This window comes from Prochlorococcus marinus str. MIT 9302 (assembly GCF_000759975.1).
GTDB classification, from domain to species: Bacteria; Cyanobacteriota; Cyanobacteriia; order PCC-6307; family Cyanobiaceae; genus Prochlorococcus_A; species Prochlorococcus_A marinus_M.
Window position 1 is genome coordinate 311,181 of the sequence record NZ_JNAM01000010.1, and the last position, 18,026, is coordinate 329,206.

The 18,026-nt window shown below is 29.7% G+C and carries 20 protein-coding genes; 11 read left to right on the top strand and 9 right to left on the bottom strand.

Annotated features, from left to right (window positions below; all coding sequences use genetic code 11):
- Positions 1–16 precede the first annotated feature (16 nt).
- From phnD to EU96_RS02860, 3 genes are read left to right on the top strand one after another with little or no spacing between them, the layout of a single operon-like run.
- Positions 17–895: a phosphate/phosphite/phosphonate ABC transporter substrate-binding protein gene (gene phnD / locus EU96_RS02870; RefSeq protein ID WP_025930546.1), complete on the top strand. Its 879-nt coding sequence runs from the start codon at positions 17–19 to the stop codon at positions 893–895.
- A 36-nt stretch (positions 896–931) separates the two neighbouring features.
- Positions 932–1,729, top strand: a complete 798-nt coding sequence (gene phnE, locus EU96_RS02865) for a phosphonate ABC transporter, permease protein PhnE (RefSeq protein WP_025930547.1) — start codon at positions 932–934, stop codon at positions 1,727–1,729.
- A 10-nt stretch (positions 1,730–1,739) separates the two neighbouring features.
- Complete coding sequence (locus tag EU96_RS02860) at positions 1,740–2,696, top strand: phosphonate dehydrogenase (protein WP_032526974.1); 957 nt, start codon at positions 1,740–1,742, stop codon at positions 2,694–2,696.
- Here EU96_RS02860 and EU96_RS02855 read toward each other — a convergent pair.
- The gene (locus tag EU96_RS02855; protein ID WP_052044262.1) at positions 2,677–3,102 is read right to left on the bottom strand and encodes a GNAT family N-acetyltransferase; all 426 of its coding nucleotides are present in this window, start codon (positions 3,100–3,102) and stop codon (positions 2,677–2,679) included. The two genes, EU96_RS02860 and EU96_RS02855, sit on opposite strands and share 20 nt — an antisense overlap.
- Before the next feature lie 84 nt (positions 3,103–3,186).
- On the opposite strand from EU96_RS02855, the gene EU96_RS02850 reads away from it, so the two are divergent.
- Together EU96_RS02850 and EU96_RS02845 are read left to right on the top strand one after the other, a co-directional pair.
- Positions 3,187–3,912 (top strand): phytanoyl-CoA dioxygenase family protein, encoded by a 726-nt coding sequence (locus EU96_RS02850; RefSeq protein ID WP_025930550.1) that lies wholly within the window; start codon positions 3,187–3,189, stop codon positions 3,910–3,912.
- Positions 3,909–4,514, top strand: a complete 606-nt coding sequence (locus EU96_RS02845; protein WP_025930551.1) for an HD domain-containing protein — start codon at positions 3,909–3,911, stop codon at positions 4,512–4,514. Before EU96_RS02850 ends, EU96_RS02845 begins: the two co-directional genes overlap by 4 nt.
- Here EU96_RS02845 and EU96_RS02840 read toward each other — a convergent pair.
- On the bottom strand, positions 4,504–4,905 hold the full coding sequence (locus tag EU96_RS02840; RefSeq protein WP_032526975.1) for an OsmC family protein: 402 nt from the start codon (positions 4,903–4,905) through the stop codon (positions 4,504–4,506). The genes EU96_RS02845 and EU96_RS02840 overlap by 11 nt on opposite strands.
- Before the next feature lie 99 nt (positions 4,906–5,004).
- Between EU96_RS02840 and arsB the strand changes: the two genes are divergently transcribed.
- A complete protein-coding gene (gene arsB / locus EU96_RS02835; protein ID WP_032526976.1) occupies positions 5,005–6,015 on the top strand; it encodes an ACR3 family arsenite efflux transporter in 1,011 nt (336 codons plus the stop codon).
- On the opposite strand, the gene EU96_RS02830 is transcribed toward arsB, so the two are convergent.
- The 4 genes from EU96_RS02830 to EU96_RS10040 form a co-directional block, all read right to left on the bottom strand.
- A complete protein-coding gene (locus tag EU96_RS02830) occupies positions 6,005–6,172 on the bottom strand; it encodes a hypothetical protein (protein ID WP_032526977.1) in 168 nt (55 codons plus the stop codon). The genes arsB and EU96_RS02830 overlap by 11 nt on opposite strands.
- A gap of 115 nt (positions 6,173–6,287) precedes the next feature.
- Positions 6,288–7,283 (bottom strand): AAA family ATPase, encoded by a 996-nt coding sequence (locus EU96_RS02825; RefSeq protein ID WP_032526978.1) that lies wholly within the window; start codon positions 7,281–7,283, stop codon positions 6,288–6,290.
- 234 nt (positions 7,284–7,517) lie between these two features.
- Positions 7,518–7,904 (bottom strand): helix-turn-helix domain-containing protein, encoded by a 387-nt coding sequence (locus EU96_RS02820; protein WP_032526980.1) that lies wholly within the window; start codon positions 7,902–7,904, stop codon positions 7,518–7,520.
- 21 nt (positions 7,905–7,925) lie between these two features.
- The gene (locus EU96_RS10040) at positions 7,926–8,114 is read right to left on the bottom strand and encodes a hypothetical protein (protein ID WP_158465671.1); all 189 of its coding nucleotides are present in this window, start codon (positions 8,112–8,114) and stop codon (positions 7,926–7,928) included.
- A gap of 540 nt (positions 8,115–8,654) precedes the next feature.
- Between EU96_RS10040 and EU96_RS02815 the strand changes: the two genes are divergently transcribed.
- Both EU96_RS02815 and EU96_RS02810 read left to right on the top strand, forming a co-directional pair.
- Positions 8,655–10,028 carry a prepilin-type N-terminal cleavage/methylation domain-containing protein gene (locus EU96_RS02815; RefSeq protein WP_080735245.1) on the top strand — a complete coding sequence of 458 codons (1,374 nt, stop codon included), beginning with the start codon at positions 8,655–8,657 and terminating at the stop codon, positions 10,026–10,028.
- 774 nt (positions 10,029–10,802) lie between these two features.
- The gene (locus EU96_RS02810; RefSeq protein WP_032526983.1) at positions 10,803–11,141 is read left to right on the top strand and encodes a hypothetical protein; all 339 of its coding nucleotides are present in this window, start codon (positions 10,803–10,805) and stop codon (positions 11,139–11,141) included.
- 7 nt (positions 11,142–11,148) lie between these two features.
- Here EU96_RS02810 and EU96_RS02805 read toward each other — a convergent pair whose 3' ends face one another.
- Genes EU96_RS02805 through EU96_RS02795 form a run of 3 tightly spaced genes read right to left on the bottom strand, consistent with a single transcriptional unit; the run spans position 11,149 to position 15,245 of the window.
- A complete protein-coding gene (locus EU96_RS02805; RefSeq protein WP_032526984.1) occupies positions 11,149–12,399 on the bottom strand; it encodes a type II secretion system F family protein in 1,251 nt (416 codons plus the stop codon).
- Between the two features lie 10 nt (positions 12,400–12,409).
- Entirely contained in the window at positions 12,410–13,477 is a 1,068-nt protein-coding gene (locus EU96_RS02800; protein WP_032526985.1) for a type IV pilus twitching motility protein PilT, read from the bottom strand.
- Entirely contained in the window at positions 13,467–15,245 is a 1,779-nt protein-coding gene (locus EU96_RS02795; RefSeq protein WP_052044263.1) for a GspE/PulE family protein, read from the bottom strand. Before EU96_RS02795 ends, EU96_RS02800 begins: the two co-directional genes overlap by 11 nt.
- A gap of 239 nt (positions 15,246–15,484) precedes the next feature.
- Between EU96_RS02795 and EU96_RS02790 the strand changes: the two genes are divergently transcribed.
- The 3 genes from EU96_RS02790 to EU96_RS02780 are packed head-to-tail and all read left to right on the top strand — an operon-like array spanning position 15,485 to position 18,022.
- Positions 15,485–15,868: a hypothetical protein gene (locus EU96_RS02790; protein WP_158465672.1), complete on the top strand. Its 384-nt coding sequence runs from the start codon at positions 15,485–15,487 to the stop codon at positions 15,866–15,868.
- Between the two features lie 4 nt (positions 15,869–15,872).
- A complete protein-coding gene (locus EU96_RS02785) occupies positions 15,873–17,288 on the top strand; it encodes a hypothetical protein (RefSeq protein WP_158465673.1) in 1,416 nt (471 codons plus the stop codon).
- Positions 17,285–18,022: a hypothetical protein gene (locus EU96_RS02780; protein ID WP_032526989.1), complete on the top strand. Its 738-nt coding sequence runs from the start codon at positions 17,285–17,287 to the stop codon at positions 18,020–18,022. Before EU96_RS02785 ends, EU96_RS02780 begins: the two co-directional genes overlap by 4 nt.
- Positions 18,023–18,026: the final 4 nt, after the last annotated feature.

The window sequence follows — 18,026 nt, forward strand, 5'->3', positions numbered from 1 at the left end:
AACTTAGACAAAAAAAATGAAACTTAAATCTCTTTTAAGCGTTTTTACTATTTCTATTGTGGCGCTTACTTCGGCATGCTCTACGAAAAATGCTGGACCAAGTGCTGATCCTGATAAGTTAATTGTTGCATTAATTCCTGATGAAAATGCTGCAACCGTTATCCAAGATAATCAAGGTCTAAAAGATTACTTAACTGAAGCCTTTGATAAGGAAATAGAGTTAGTTGTTACTACTGATTATTCTTCAATGATTGAAGCAGCTAGAAACGATAGGTTGGATTTAGCTTACTTTGGACCTTTATCTTATGTTTTAGCTAAAGCAGTAAGTGATATTGAACCTTTTGCAGCAAGGATTAAAGGAGGAACTAAGACTTATAATTCCTGCATAATTGGAAACACTAAAAAAGGTGTTACTAGTTTTGATGATATCAAAGGTACTACTTTTGCTCTTGGAGATCCAGCTTCAACCTCTAGTAGATTATTCCCTGAGTTAACTCTTGCTGAAAATGGACTTACTAAAGGCAAGGATTTTCAAGGAGTTTTTCTAGGATCACATGATGCTGTTGCCTTGGCAGTTCAAAATGGAAATGCTCAAGCAGGAGGAATGGCATGTCCGATTCTTAAATCCCTAAAGAAGAAAGGTGTTATTGACCCTTCTAAAGTAACTACTATTGCTGAATCTTCTCCTATTCCTCAATATCCATGGACAATGCGTTCAACTTTATCTCCTGAATTAAAAGAAAACATAAGAGTTACTTTCTTAGAACTAGAAAGTGACAAAGTCCTGAAACCATTTAACGCTGATGGTTTTGCATCTATAACTGATAGTGATTACGACGGTATTAGAAAAGCAGGCAAACTTCTAGGTCTTGATCTTTCTAAGTTTGTTAAGTAAAAAATCACATTAAAAATACAAATAAAAAATTATTAAATGGATAAATTTAAAAGAATTTTAGAAGTCGAAAGGAGGACTTGGAAAAAACAATTTTTCAGGGTTCTCATAATTTTGATATTTGTATTTTCTTCTTTAGCAGTTGTAGGTCTTTTCGATTTTGAAAGGATAAGTACAGGCATTCCGGCAGTTTTAAAATTACTGCCGGAAATGTTCCCTCCTGATTTCTCAAGAGCTGGAACTTGGTTTAAACCTTTAATAGACTCTTTGGCAATGAGTATCGCAGGAACTTCGATTTCTGTTTTTTTATCTTTACTTCTATGTTTTTTTGCTGCAAGAAATACAACGATAAATCCAATATTTTACAACTTAGCAACACTAATTTTAAACGTTACAAGAGCTGTTCCTGAATTAATTTTGGGTATTATTCTAGTTGCAATGATTGGCTTTGGTGCTCTACCGGGGACATTGGCATTAGGTCTTCATTCTGTTGGAATGTTAGGTAAATTCTATGCTGAAGCTATTGAGCTTTGTGACAAGGAACCTATAGAAGCAGCTAGAGCTTCTGGCGCAAGTGATCTACAAGTTATTGTGCATAGCATTCTTCCTCAAGTTTTTCCTGCTATGGCTGATGTTACTTTTTATAGATGGGAATACAACTTTAGAGCTTCAATGGTTGTGGGTGCGGTAGGGGCTGGTGGTATAGGTTTAGAGATCATAAGTGCTTTGAGGATAATGGATTATGCTCAAGTATCAGCTTTATTAATAGTAGTTTTAGTCGTAGTAACTGTATTAGATAGCATGAGTAACTATCTCAGGAAATCAGTATCTGAATAATTCTCATTAAATGAAGAAGGTTGTTATTTCCAATAAAGTTCATACTGAAGTTATTGAGTTATTAGAAAAAAATTTTGAAGTAATTAGTAACCAAAATGATAAACCTCTAACTTATGAAAAATTAAAGTTCTTATGTAAAGATGCACATGGTGTGATGGTATTCATGCCAGATAGAATTGATAAGAACTTTTTAGATAATTCAAAAAATTTAGAGATCATCTCTGGAGCACTAAGAGGATTTGACAATATTGATTTGGAAGAGTGCATAAAAAGAAATATAAAATTTACAATGATCCCAGATTTACTTGCTTCCCCAACAGCAGAATTAACATTGGGACTTCTTATTGGTTTATCAAGAAATCTACTAATAGGTGATGAATATGTTAGATCTGAAAAGTTTAAAGGTTGGGAACCAAAATTCTTCTCAAATGGAATTGAAGGAAAAAATGTTTGTCTTCTAGGTATGGGTAAATTAGGGGTTGAAGTGGCTAGGAAGATTAAAGGTTTTAATGTAAAACTTTTTTATCATGATTTACAAAAATTAGATTCAATAGATGAACAACAACTAAACACCAAATATCTGGAATTAAATGATCTTTTTGAGAAGGCTGATTATTTGGTTATTCTTTTACCTTTAAAAAACGATACTTACCATTTTATTAACTTTGAAAATATTTTAAAAATAAAAAAAAATTGTTTACTTATTAATACTTCAAGAGGTTCTGTAGTAGATGAGAGTGCAATTGCACAAGCAATTAATTCTGGGCACATAGGAGGATATGCTTCAGATGTCTTTGAATTTGAAGATTTATCGATAAAAGATCGACCAAAAAAAATTAATCAGGAATTATTAAATTTAAAAGATAAGACTTTTTTTACTCCTCATCTTGGCTCAGCAGTTGATGAAGTTAGACTTTTTATTGAATTAGAAGCTGCTCAAAATATTATCAACTTTTTATATCATTAATAGTTTTATACATTTTTATATAAGAGATATTTTCTTTTTTGAAATAATCACCTTCAGATAAAAAACCGAATTTTTCATAAAACATTTGAGCTTTTTTTCTAGAAAATAAGTAAATATAATTTACGTTTCTTAACTCTAAGTAAGAAATTGAATGACAAATTAATTTAGACCCAAATCCTTTGTTTTGATAAGCAGGTTTTGTGGCCATTTTTCTGATTCTTGCTTTATTTTCTCTCACGAAAAGTGAAATTATTGATATTAATTCCTCTTGTTTATATAAACCAAAATGTGTACCATTTTTATCATCTTCAAGAATACAAAATTCTTTTTTTTTATCTGGCCAAATAGCTTCATGCCTTATATCAACAGTTTGATTAGAATATATTTTTCTAATTGAAATTGGCATTCTTAATTATCTTTTCTTCTTAAATTTATCTTAATCATAAATGTTTAAAATCTTGTTAAGACTTGTATTAAGGTTGAATCAGTTTTGAACAATATAAAATTAAAATTCGATAATGACGGATTTATAGTTAATGAAAACCTAATAAATCAAAATGATTTAGAGGCCATTGAAAAATGGATTAGTGAACTTAACGACTCTAAAGAGGTTAACCATCATTATGAAAAAACAGTTAATGGTAAAGTGCTCTCAAGAACAGAAAACTTTGTAAGCTCGCATACATCTTTTAGGGAATTTCTTTTAAGTTCATCAATAAAAGATTATTTAACTATGCTATTTGATGATGAACCAATATTATTCAAAGAAAAAATAAATTATAAATACCCAGGGGGAGCTGGATATGCACCTCATCAAGATGCCCCTGCTTATCCTTTTGGGAAAAAGCACATAACAATGCTATTAGCTATAGATGATTCTGATATAAGTAATGGATGTTTGGAATTTGCAAGAGGTAGAAATAATGAGGGCATAATAAATATTGATGACAAAGGATGTATAGATTCACTAACCGCAGAAAAATTTGTTTGGGAGAAGATACCTCTTAAAAAGGGAGGCGCAGTATTTTTCGATTCTTTTGTTCCTCACAGAAGTTCAACAAATAAATCTAGTCGTCCAAGAAGAGCGCTTTATGTTACTTATAATGCTAAAACTGAAGGCGATTTGAGAAAAGATTATTATGACTTTAAAAAGAACTCTCTTAAAGATGGATATGTAAGTTTAATAGGTCACTTTGAAGGAGAAGCAATTAAATGAAATACAAAACTATTAAAAACTTCAAAAACAAATTACAAAATTCTGATAACAATGAATTTGTAGATTTATTATTTGATTTTATTAAGGAGGAAGGAAAAACTAATTATGATGAATCAGTCACTCAATTACAACATAGTCTCCAAACAGCATCACTTGCCCGAATTGAAGATGGCAGAAGGCATATAGTAATTGCTTCTTTATTACACGATATAGGTCATCTTCTAATCGATGAAAATGACTCAAAAAATGATTTCTTAAAAAAAGATCTTAACCATGAAAATATTGCTTCAAATTTTTTAAAAGATTTTTTCTCTGAAGAAATTACAGAAAGTATTCGCTTACACGTTGTAGCAAAAAGATATTTATGCTCAATCGATAATTCTTATTATGAAAGTTTATCTAAAGCATCTAAAAATAGTTTTCAGGTACAAGGTGGTGCTTTAAATAAAGAAGAGATTAATGAACTAGAAAATAATAAATACTTCAAAGATGCAGTTCGATTAAGAAAATGGGATGATAGAGGAAAGGTTTCTCTAAAAGAAGTTGAAGAATTAGATACTTATAAAAAAATGATTGTTGCCGAAAGATTAGCTATCTATTAAAAATATATTCATAGCTTATATTTATAGATTCTTTAAGAGAATTGCTTATGAATGATGATTCAATTTTTTCTTTTATAAAGTTCTTTATTTTTAATTTCTTAATAAGTGGAAGGCATATTTTACAATGCAAGGTTGAAATTTTATTATTTTGAACATCACTTTTAGAGATAATATCAACATAAAAACTTTTTGATTCAATGTTATTCTTTTCTAGAATTATTCCGAGAGTTGTTGAAATACAACAAGCTAAAGATGCAGACAAAAGATTTGAGGGTTTAGTTTGTTCGCAAGAATCATGTAAATTTCTGTTCGAATTTGTTTTTATTTTTAATTGATTTTCAAAGATAATTTCACTCTCAAATTCACCTAAATATTTCGCCTTAATTGACATATAAAAATAGCTATTATTAAGAGCTTATTATAGGTAAATTAAGTTAAGATTAAGGCCAAAAAATTTTGCTAAATTTAATAATTGATTAAAAAATTTTAAATGCAATTTTCCGATAGATATCTAAGTATTTGGGTTTTCTTAGCAATGTGTATTGGATCTTTATCCGGTTATTTATTTCCTAATTTATCTCAATTTATAGGCGGATTAGAACTCTCAAGAATAAATCTTCCAATAGCAATTCTTATCTGGGGAATGATTTTCCCAATGATGTTATCAATAGATTTCAAGTCAATAATAAATTTGAAATATAAGATTAAAGGATTTTCTATTGTCCTTTTTATTAATTGGTTAATAAAACCAGTTTCAATGGCAATCATTGCAGCCTCTTTTTTATATTTTTTATATGGTAATTTGATAGATCCTGTACTTGCTAAAGAATATGTTTCTGGAATGATTCTATTAGGAATAGCGCCATGTACAGCAATGGTTTTTGTCTGGAGTAATCTTGCTAAAGGCGATCCTTTATTTACTTTAATACAAGTAGCTATTAATGATCTAATATTAATTTTAGCCTTTCCATTATTGTCAAAAATTCTTTTAGGATTTAACAGTATAGATATCCCGTTAGATACTGTTTTCGGTTCTGTAATAATCTTTATTCTGGTACCACTTTTTCTAGCAATATTTTTAAAAAATAAAATCTATAGCGAAAAAAAAATAAAAAGTATTTTGAATAAAAGTAAAAGTTATTCGTTATTTTTTTTAATTCTTACAGTCTTTTTATTATTCTTTGTTCAATCAAAATCTATATTACAAAATCCTATTCATATAATCTTAATTTCAATTCCATTAATAATACAGACTCTTTTTATTTTTTATTTAACTGCTTTTTCAATGAAGTTTTTTGGGCAAAAGTATTCTATTTCCTGTCCAGGCTCGATGATAGCCGCTTCAAACTTTTTTGAACTCGCAGTAGCTGTATCGATAACTCTTTTTGGTGTTAATTCAGGAGCTGCTTTGGCTACCATAGTTGGGGTACTAGTAGAAGTTCCTTTGATGCTTTATTTAGTAAATATTTCTAAGTCTTCCAAAATATTATTTATAAAGTAATATTTTCTTCTTCAAGTTTTTTCTTTAGTTCTAGTGGCATATAAGTAATATCTTTTTTAATTGCATCTAAAGCATCATTATACTTTTCAGGATCAGATAAAAGGGTTTTTATCAAGTTGTATTGACTTTCTATTTCTTGAGAGGAAAATTTACTCATTTTAAAAACTTATTAGTTTTGTTATTCTATACTTTCTGTCAATATATTTTCCTACATGTGAGGATATAGGTTAGGTATAAAATGTACTTAGCCTATACCTCCAAAAGTAGGAATATTATTTCCAATATTTAAAGTAAGGTCTCCCAACCTTTTCAACGATTTTTGTCCTTTCAATTTTTCCTTCAGTAAATAGTTTTATACATATCCTTCTTGCATGTTCAAAATTACATTTAAATTTTGCCGACAATTCCTTATATGTATATTCATGCTTTTCTTTAGTCAAAAACTTTAAAAATTTATCACTTAATTCATTTTTCTTTGTTGGTAGAAGATCACCACAATCGGCATCAATTAATTTAAAAGAGTAATCTTCTTTATTACCCTGCAATTTCCATTTAGTACCTTTCTCACAATTTCTTTTACCTAAGCATTTTAAATAAAAAATCTCATCATCTTTTTCGTCAGTCCACATACTCCATACATCACTTACTGCACCTGATTGTGTACCAGCGCCTAGGATATCATTCATATCCACTTCTGTTCTTTCTTCTTTTCTTAAATGGGCTGTTATGACAATAAGGATTTTTAATTCACTTGCTAAATTATTTAATGCATATAGAGGAATACAAAATTCTGAATCTTTAATAGATATTCCATTCCCCATTATTAATCCAGTAATACTATCTATAAAAACAACATCTATATTTTGAATCTTTACTAAAATTCTTAGTTCATCAATATCTAATTCATACCCACCTTCATCATCATTAAAAAGAAAACTTATATTCTCTTTTTGTAAGTCCATTAATTTGAATTTATCCAAAGCATTATTTCTTGATTCATCAGCTTGCCATACAAAAACTTTTGATTTTTTTGTTTTTAATTCACCCATGAACATCTTTTGATATTCAAGGGCTTCTGCCATTCGATAAATAAAAGTAGTTTTACCTGATCCTTTATCAGCAGCTAATAAAACACAAGAACCTTTTGCACCAAATAAATCCACAATCCACTCTCTAGGTTTCCATTGATCCATTAATTGAGAAAGAGGAATAGGTTTTAATTTACCTATTCCTTTTTTACTACTTTCAAACCCATTTTTAGAAGCCACTTTTTAACCTCCATTCCTTATAAACCAATTCCATTTTTTGAATGGTAGTTTCACAGAAATAAGCAAGTTTATGTTGCTTAGCTTTTTGCAAACGGATATACCAAATCCTTGCAATTACGCGAGCGATTATCTTTTGTTTGAACTTGGGGTGAAGCTGGGAAGATTTAATCCCAATGCTTCTATAAGTCATTAGAATAGAGTCGTAAAGATAAGGCCCGCTATAAGCGGGTTTTTTCATGAAAATGAATTAATAATTTTTTTATTAGATATTTGTATTGGTTTTATTTTTGATACGTCTTTAACTGCATTTATTCTGTGATAGTAGAAATCAGTTCTTTTACCTCTTACTACTTCTTTGACAGAAGTCTTTTTAAATAAACCCTCGTTTCTCCATTTAGTAACTGTTGAATTACTAACTTTTAAAATTACAGCAAGTTCAGATGGCTTTAACCAGACATTCACATTAAATGGATTCCCTTCTCTTGCCAGATCAAAATCCATTCTTAATTGGTCAACAGTTTCTCTTGTAAAAGAAAAACTTTGGATTAACTCCTGTACTGTTTCTCTAAGTTCTTTGACGTCTTTTTTAGACGCAAGTTCCTCTCGACTAAAAGTATTCATTTGTTTAAAAAGATATATTGCTTAGCTGTCGCTGTCCTTCTTAAAACGATTCTCAAACCCATGCTTCAACATTGGCGTAGCCGTGGATAAATCAGAGCCTTCATTTATATGGTCAGCAACTTCAATAAAATCCGCAGTTGATCTTGCATCATCATTGGAACGCTTCCTTACGGAGATGTTGTATTTTCTATTAAAGCGACTTTTAGCCATATTAATTCTGGAGAATTGTTGTTAGAAGTAACAGCAACCCTGACCTCGTCTATCCACCTTGCTTAAGGGTTTATACAAGTAATTATTAGAAACCTATTTGAAGATCAGAGTCTCCCGTAGTGCTTCATCAGTTATTTAAAATTTTACTTCCATTTTTATATAAATCAACTGGTAAATATTAGTAATCCGCTTGTTATGTAAACTAGAGCCAAATAATTGTAATGATAGTCCTCCTTATATAGTCCCTTTTTTTAAAATTATCCCACTTTACTTGCAAATACAATAGGCTGTTTTAGTTTTCAAGACTAGAGCCTTAAACCACTCGACCACCCCTCCAACGGGTTATTCAGTTGTATCCGAACCACTAATATATATCATAAGAAGCTAGTCGTAGGCAAGTAAGTCACCTAATTGCAAGGGTTCTTAGGAGTTATAAAATGAAAACATTTTTTGGTTGACAGAAAATGGGTCAACTTGTATTAATTTGTAGATATTTGTTATATTTAGTCCACGCAAGGTAGTGCACGCAAGGTAGCTCTAATGCACAGGTTAAAATTGTTTAATTATTTAAAAAAAAGATTCTCAAGAAGAAGCAAGCAGAAAGTAATAAATGGATTCACATTAGCAGAGCTTTTAGTTGCTTCAGCCATTTCTGCTGTAGTTTTAAGTATCGCTTACTCATTAGTTAATGTAATTTTAACTTCTAATAAAAACGACAATACTAATATTGCATTAAGTACAAAAATAGAAAATGCACTTGGTTTTGTTGTAGATGAAGTTAAGAGTAGTAAAAATGTTATTTCAAGTTGGAGCGATTTACCTACAAGGTGTATACCACAAAATAAGGGAGAATTTGTTCTGGGTTTAACACTGCCAGATCAAGCATTAACAAATGATAGTTATAAAAACAAAACAAACGTCAACTGGAAAAAGGTAGATTGTCCTATTGTTTATAGTCTTAAACAAGATACTAGTTATAAAGGAAGGGGTGGATCTTTCAAGCTTTTTAGAAGCGGTCCTCAATTAGACCAGAAAGGATTTTATATTCCAACAAAGGTTTCAGAAACTCTAATATCTGACCGAATTAAATATCAACCAGATGATGTTATGCCATGCAACACAGCAGAAGGGTGGACCCAAAGAAAAGTTAGAGGAATTATTATATGCACCTCTCCATTCAATAAAGCAGCTGAGATAGGTATTTCTGCAGAAACAGTTTTGCAAGCTAATAAATATTCAACTGTTACTAAATCATCAGGTGGTTATGCAAAAATCCAAGATGAGAATTTAATTGGAGATATAGGAAGTTCATTTTTTAACTTAGATAATAATGAACAACCTTGTTCTTCCCCTCCTTGTTGTGTATTTGGAAGATGTAGTACTACTAACGAACAAACTTACTATATAGATGTTTCATTATCCATGAGTTGGTGTAGTGCAAAAGGTAAGAATTGTTTAGAAGCTGCCAAAGAAGAGGTTATAGGAGTTATTGCAAAATTGAAAAATGGAGTCATGTTACAAGTCGTCAAATTTAATGGATATAGTACTTTTCTGTGGCCTGCTTCAAAAGCTGTCAATCCTGAGACAAAAGCACAAGCTATCAACTTTGTAAGGAGCTTACGACCAGGTGGAGGGACTAATCCTTGGAATGGACTTATGAAATCAATGCAGGATCAAAATGTTTCTCAAATAATTTTAATATCTGATGGATATACAAATTCTAGCGGAAGTTGTAATGGAAAAAATCAAAAATATGCAGATTGTTTTGCTCAATTCAACAAGCAAAGAGAAGGTAAGGGGTGGGATCCAGTAAAAATTGATTCAATATCCCTTGGTCTCGATTTTTGTAAAAAAGGAGGATGGATGGGTGAAATCTCAAACAAAACTAATGGCAAATGTGACATAATTATGTAATCTTAATTTTTCTTCTCTTGCAAATCATCTTTTTAAGAAGAATTAAAATTATTTATATTTTCAAATTCACTATAAGAACCATCTAATAATCATGGGTGACCATAATAACCAATTCTCGTTTATCCTTTGCAGAGTCCCTGTATCTTGTTCATCAGAAGATTTACATTTTTTCCAATTTTCACTAATTTTCTTAAAAGATGATTAGAGACAAATTATTCAAATTGTTTTCAAGTAAAAAGTTCTAAGGTAGGAAACTTCAAGCCATAAATGTTGCATTAGATATAAATTTTTTAGAGCAAAAACGATATAAGACAACAAACAGTTATTAGTAAAAACGCTAGTTTTGTAAACTATAGCCATAAATTAAAAAAATAGTTCACGCCACATAGTTCACATTTTTAAAATTATCTCTAATCGCTTGCAAATACTGAGGTCAACTTTAGATTTCAAGACTAGAGCCTTAAACCACTCGACCACCCCTCCAGGCAAAAATATTAAATTTTTAGATTTTTAATTATAACAAAAGGTGGTTGATTTTTCCTGAAATAGATTGTAAACGCATATCCAATTAGAGTATGAAAGGCATTGCCAAAACAACAAATTAATCTAGCTTTAAAGACTAAATCGTTTAACCTCTCAATTTGCGCTATAAAGGTTTTGGAGGTTACTAGTTTAGGCTCACCTGTTCCAAGAATTTATTGCTGAAAATAAAATATATTAGGAAATTATTGAAACTTTATTCTATTATTCAATAGATTTAGATCTCACAAATTAATGAAAGAGAGTGAATTTCTTTTGCACCTTGATAGAACCGATAGAGATTTAGATGCATTTCCTTTTTGGGCTGTTTTTAAAAAAGCTTGTAGTAAGTATCCAGTTAAAGGGATTAAAAATTTAACCCCTGGCAGGCAAGCTCTATTAATTTTATGGGAAGCAAATTCTCAAACTAGAGATGAGAACGGTAAAATAATTACGGCTAATTTAAATAGTGGCAATACCAAGGAAAAACTAGAAAGGTTGAAAGAGGATTTAATAGGTCATTTTATGAATGATGAAATAGACGATAATGCACTTAAAAAATTTATTCGTTCAGTAGTTAAAGAAGTTACGTGATAACTATTTAACTTACAGTACTCATCATATTAAACATAGGCAAATACATAGCTACTAAAATAAATGCAACAACACCCGCTACAAATACAATCATTAATGGTTCCAGAATGGAAGTTAAAGATTTAACAGAGGTTGATACTTCATCTTCATAAAAATCAGCTAGTTTATTGACCATCTCGCTTAGTTCACCGGTTTCTTCCCCAATCCTAAACATTGATGTAAACATAATAGGGATAGGTTCTTCAGTAGCTAAAACCTTGTATATCGGTTGCCCTGCCTGAATTTCGGTATTCATTTTATCGGCAATTCGTTGAAAAACCTTATTACCTAGTGTTCTTTTTGAAATTGTTAATGACTCTAAAATAGGAACACCTGCTGAGTTTAAAGCAGATAAAGTTCTTGAGAAGTTCGCAAGACAAGATTTAGTAACTAAATCTTTAGTTATAGGTAATTTTAGTAAAGTTTTATCTCTCCAATTTATAAAGGATGAAGTTTTAGATTGTCTTTTTAAGAAGAAAATTAATATGACCAAAACTGGTATAACTTTAATTAAAAAAGACGGATCCTTTATAGCATTTGAGGCGTCAACTAAAATCTGGGTTAATCCAGGTAAATCAGCTCCTGAAGAAGCATACATATCAACAAATATAGGTATTACAAAAACAAGCATTATTATAATTACTGCAATTGTCAGAGTGAAGATAGCAATAGGATAAGCAAGAGCACTACTAATTTGACCCTTTATTTTTGCTAGGCTTTCCAACAAACCTGCTTCCCTATCTAGGACATCAGGTAAGAGTCCCGCAGTTTCTCCAGCCGAAACTAGTGCTAAGTACATTTCATTAAAAACTTCTGGATATTTCTCGAGCATAGAAACAAATGTAGATCCTCTACTTATTCCCATTGAAGCATCTCTAAAAATATATTTTAAAGTTTTATTTTCATTACTTTCCGCTAATATATTTAAAGCTTCTAATAATGGAAGTCCAGTTCTTATCATTGAAGATAACTGTTTAGTTGCAATAGCTAATGCTTTAGTTGAAGGAGTCTTTAGTTTTTTCTTGGGATCTAACTTTTTTTTTGCTTTAAGGCTTTCAAACTTTTTATTTTTTTTTACCTTGATTTTGGTTGAATTAGAGACTTCTTTGTTATTAATTTCTGTATTTAATTTTTTGTCGGATTTAATTGAATTTGATTCCTCCCTTTTTCTTTCTAGCGCCCCCCTTATTTTGGGGTCTTCAATAAATGAATAATTCATAAATACAAAATTAGGAATTATCTAATTCGAGCAAACTTGTTAATACATTTGGCCTGTTGCATTTGAAAAAAGCCTCTTCTTTTGTAATCTTACCTTGATTAATATGCTCAAAAAGTGCTTGTTCTAAAGTTTGCATCCCATATTTTGCCCCAACTTGTATTTGAGAATAAACTTGCGAAGCTTTAGCTTCTCTTATTAAATTTCCTATTGCATTATTGTTTACAAGAATTTCAGCAGCTAGTGTTCTTTTGTTGTCTTTCGTTTTGCAAAGAGTTTGAGAAATAACCCCAATTAGAGAAGCTGATAGCTGCACTCTTACTTGTTGCTGTTGAGAAGTAGGAAATACATCTATAATTCTATCAATAGTTTGGGAAGCAGAAGAAGTATGTAATGTTCCCATTACCAAATGGCCTGTCTCAGCGGCAGTAATTGCCAAACTTATTGTCTCTAAATCTCTCATTTCACCAACTAAAATTATATCAGGATCTTCTCTTAAAGCTGACCTTAACGCTTTAGAGAATGAAAGTGTATCTTCTCCAACCTCCCTCTGCCTAACTAAACAATTCTTATTATCAAATACAAACTCAATGGGATCTTCAATTGTAAGAATATGATGAGAGTGATTATTATTAATCCAATCAATAGAGCTCGCGAGAGTAGTTGTTTTGCCTGAACCTGTAGGCCCAGTAACAAGCATTAACCCTCTTGGTCTATTTAACAATTGTTGAACACTATCAGGTAATCCAATCTTTGAGAAATCTGGAATATCTGTATTTAATGCTCTCATTACACAGGATAATTTCCCTCTATCCATAAAAATATTTAATCTGAATCTAGCAACTCCCTTTAGACCATAACTGCAATCTAATTCTTTTTCTTTATCAAAAACTTTCAATTTCTCAGCAGTAAGAATTTCTTCGAGATCTCTCCTAAGCTGAGTTTCTTCATAAATTTCGGAAGAAGCAGGTAAAATCTGACCTTGAATTCTGAAGTAAGGTGTAGTACCTCCAGTTAAATGTAAATCAGAACCATTCCTACTAACCAAGTTGGTCATTAATTCTTTTAATTTAGTTGTCATCTGTTTCTTCCTCTAAAAGACAAACTCTTTCTACTTCATCAATTGTAGTCAATTTATCTCTCACTAAGTCCATTCCATACATTAATAAACTTTTTACTCCATTTTTATAAGAATGTTCTCTTATAACATCAGCAGTGCTTGATTTCATTATTAATTCTCTTATGGAATCATTTACCTTCATTACTTCGTAAATGCCTAATCTTCCTTTATAGCCTGTGCCATTACAGACATTGCATGTATTTTGAGAATTGTAGTCATTATCTTTTAGGTCTATAACTTTTGCTACACGAAATTCATTTATTCCATAATTTATATATGATTGGTGTTTATCTGGATCAGCTTTAACTGTCTCGCAACAATTTACGCATACTTTTCTAATTAATCTTTGGGCCATTACCCCAATAACTGATGAACCAACAAGATAAGGGGGGCATCCCATTTCTGCTAATCTCGTTATTGCAGTCGCAGTATCATTAGCATGTAGTGTTGTGAAAACCATATGCCCTGTTAGTGCAGCTTCCATAGCTGTTTGCGCTGTTTCTTTATCTCTTGTTTCTCCAACAAGTATAATATCGGGATCTTGCCTCATTAAAGATCTTAGGGCTCTAGAAAAATCGAGACCTTTCTCTCTTATAACTTGAACTTGATGAACTCCGTTCAATGTGTATTCAACAGGATCTTCTACAGTACTAATATTTACATCAGGAGTATTTCTCTCGTTTAAGATAGAAAATAAAGTTGTAGATTTTCCACTTCCAGTAGGCCCAACTACAATAAAAATTCCATAAGGTGAAGCCCCCATTTCTCTAACTTGATTTAGTTCATTTGAATAAGTGATTAATTTCTGAAGATCTAGCATTGAAGTATCTGACTGCAAGGATCTTAATACAATCTTTTCTCCCCATTTACCTGGAAGAGTACTTACCCTAAAATCAGAAATTTCTTTATTAATAGAACATCTGATTCTGCCATCTTGAGGGAGTCTTTTTTCTGCAATATCTAGTTTACTCATAACTTTTAATCTGCTTGATATAGCCTTTGATTTTCCTTTAGGTAATGAATAAATCTCCTTTAAAACACCATCTATTCGATATCTAATACGCATTTTATCTTCCATAGGTTCTACATGTATATCAGAAGCCTTTAATCTTCCACATGCAGATAAAATTGAACCAACTGCTGCAACCACAGGGTCATTGGTAGCTAATAATTCACTATCTTCGATAATTTCTGAATTCTCTTCTTCCTCATCCTCATCCTCATCTTCGAAAAAATCAAACTCAAAAACATCATTAGTTTCAAGTTTAGATTTTTCAATTAATTCATTTAATATTGTTTTAGGTTTTTGTTCGCTTTTTAAGGGAGTTAATTCATCAGGCTTTTTGTTTTCGATTTTGTTGTCACTTTTTTCCTTTAATTGAGTTTGAGTATCATTTAAATCTTTTTTTTCAATTACTGAGTTATTTATTTTATTTAAAGTATCTTTTTCTACAAAACTTTTTTTATTAGAGTCTACATTAAACCATTTTTCAAATTCTTCTGCAGAAATTGTATTTACTTCAATTGTTCGATTAAATTTATTTTTTAATAGACCTGAAATTTTCTTTACTTCTGAGTAAACTGGATTCATTGCCCCAAGAGTTATCGTTGACTCATTAAAAGAGACTAATATGGCTCCAATAGATTCACAAATTTGTTTTGTCAGAATCTCTTCTATTTCTTCTCTATTGATTGGTAATGAGCCACTTTTAGGTTTAGATGAAACCATCCTGAGAATTATTACTATATTTATTAAATTTAATCATAAATTTTTAAGTTTGTGTTTATTTAGAAAGAAGTTGCACACATTTAAGTATCGTTTATAATCAAAAAAATTTTGAATATAAATATTGAATGAAAATTGAAAATTTTTCAAAATTTTTAAAATATATAATTCCTCTATCACTATCAACTTTTTTTATTTTATTTTTTTTCAAAAAAAATAATATAGATTATATTTCTGTGGAAATGGACATTCCAAGTGATATGGAAAATCAAAGAAGCAATGAAGAATCCTCCTCGATAAATAAATTTCAATTAAGACCTTTTATTCCTGATAATTCCTATGAAAGAAAGTCTCCTCTGAGCGCCATTAACAATAACCCATTTGAGAAGTTAGGAACAGTTGAAAGCTCTTATAATCAGTTGCCAAGCGATTTGAAATTTACTGGTATTTTGAAAGTTGGAAATAAAGAAGGAGTTTTTATTTCTTCTAATAGAGGTTTAGACGTTCTTTATTCAGGTCAAGAGGTTGCACAAGGTTACAAAATAATGACTATAGATTCTGAAAAGGCAGAAATTACTCTTTCTAATGGTTTCAATACTAAATTAGTTAAACTTGAACAAGATTAATAATATGAAGAAAAGAGAAAAGATTAAATTATTTATAAAAGAAATTTCAAATAAAAAAAAATTAATAAATATCGTCAATTTAAGAAAATTAATTAATAAGGGAAATTTTAAATTAGAGATACCTTTTAAAAATACTTTTGCAAACTTAAAAAGTAATATTTTGCCTAAAGATCAATCTTTAATTTTTTTTAAAATTAAAGATAAATTTAATATGTTGACTGACAAGGAATCATTTTCAAAATATCAAAAGAAAATAAAGAGATTAAAGATTTCTAATCTTCTTAATAGTAAAAAATCAAACAAGATAAATAGAAATCAAAAAAAGATAAATAGAAATCAAAAAAAAATAAATCTAAAAAATTTATTTTCTCTAAAATTAAAACAAACAAATGATCAATTCGATAATTTTAAAAAGAAATTTCAACTTCCAATATCGAAGACTAGATTTAATAATGATTTAAAGGAATTAGTTTTAAAGTATTTTCCAAAAGCTGAAAATAAAAATAATAAATCTACTAACTTCTTTGTAGTTATTCACTATTCGGAGCATAAGCTCTCTATATCGAAAATATTATCTGATACGAAAGTATTTAACGTCGAAGATCTTATAAGTATGAATATTCCAACTGCGATTTTAGGAGATTTTAAAGTTGAAAATAAATCTGATCTTTTAAATATTTTAAGAGATATATTTTCTCTTTTTGACGTCTCAAGCAAACCGGTAATGCTTCTTTTAGGATCCTCATTCTTTACAATAAAAAGTTTTGATGACTCAGAGTTGGTATCTTTTTCTGAAGATAATCCTCAACTTTTATCCAAGAGCCCATATCTACCTGACGATACATTAATTCAATATTCTAGATCCACTGGTAATAAATTAACTTCTTATCACAGGGTGGTATATGCCAATAAGAAAGTTATGGATTCATGGATAGAGGTCCTTTCTGATTTAGGACAACCTCTTGCTGGAGTTACCTGTTCTTGTATTCACTTAATTGAAGCAATTACTAAAAAATTTAAAAAGTTATCTATTTTATGTGATGTAGATATGGGTGCTACATACATATATATAGAAAAGGAAAATTGTGAATTAAATACATTTAAACTCCCCTTTGGAGCCTCTAATTATATTTCTACAGATAAAAAAATATCTGAACAATTTTTTGAAAGGCTTCAAAATTCTATCTCCTTAATAATTGAAAAATTAGGACACCCAATCAATAATGATATATTTTTAATTGGTGAAGGTATTGATAAGCTTGAGATAGATAAACTAAATTTAGATCAAAGATTTAAAAAATTTCCTGAAGATATTTTTATGAATTATAAAGTTAATAAAAATATTGATAATTCTATAGTTCTAGAAAATAAGTCAAATCTTATTAAAATGACTTCCGTAACCGAAATTATAAATAAATGATTAAATATAACTTTTTATCTAATTACGAAGGAATTAAAATTTGGGAAAAAGGATTAGATAAATCTCCTTCTAATAAACCTTTTTTAAAAAATGATTTCAAAGAAATTCTTTTAATTTCAAGAGCATTTTTAATTCAAAATAAGATTTTTTATGTACCAACTTTATCTACATTAGGAATTGCTTTTATTTTTAATTTGGTTGGATTTTTGCCCTATCTAAATACCCTCAGGTTAGAAAATAAACATCAAGAATTTACTTTTAATGTTGAAGAGTTAACTACTTTTAATGAAAACTTAGAAAATAAAAATAAAGATCTAGATAACTATTATCAATTATATGTTGCAGGAGCCCCGGCATATATTTTTTCATATTTTCTTCAAAAAAATATTCCTGAAGATTTACAAATTACTGAATACCTAATTGATAAAGATGGATTTGATATTTATGCTCAAGCTTATTCTATTAAAACAATAAATGATTTTATAAATTCAATTCTTGAATGGTCAATAGTAAAATCAGATTCTATTACTGTAAGAAATGTTATAAAGTCAGGAAACAGCAATCAAACAGATCCTTCTTCTAATAATGATCTTTTTTTAGTTGAAATTTCAGGAAAAAATAATTTAATAGGAATTTCAAAAAGGTTACCAATTTTTCGCGATTCATTTAACTATGGTCAGATAAATAAAATTGAAAGGTACATCAATTCAAAAGAATCAGGCATCATTAATTAGTTAA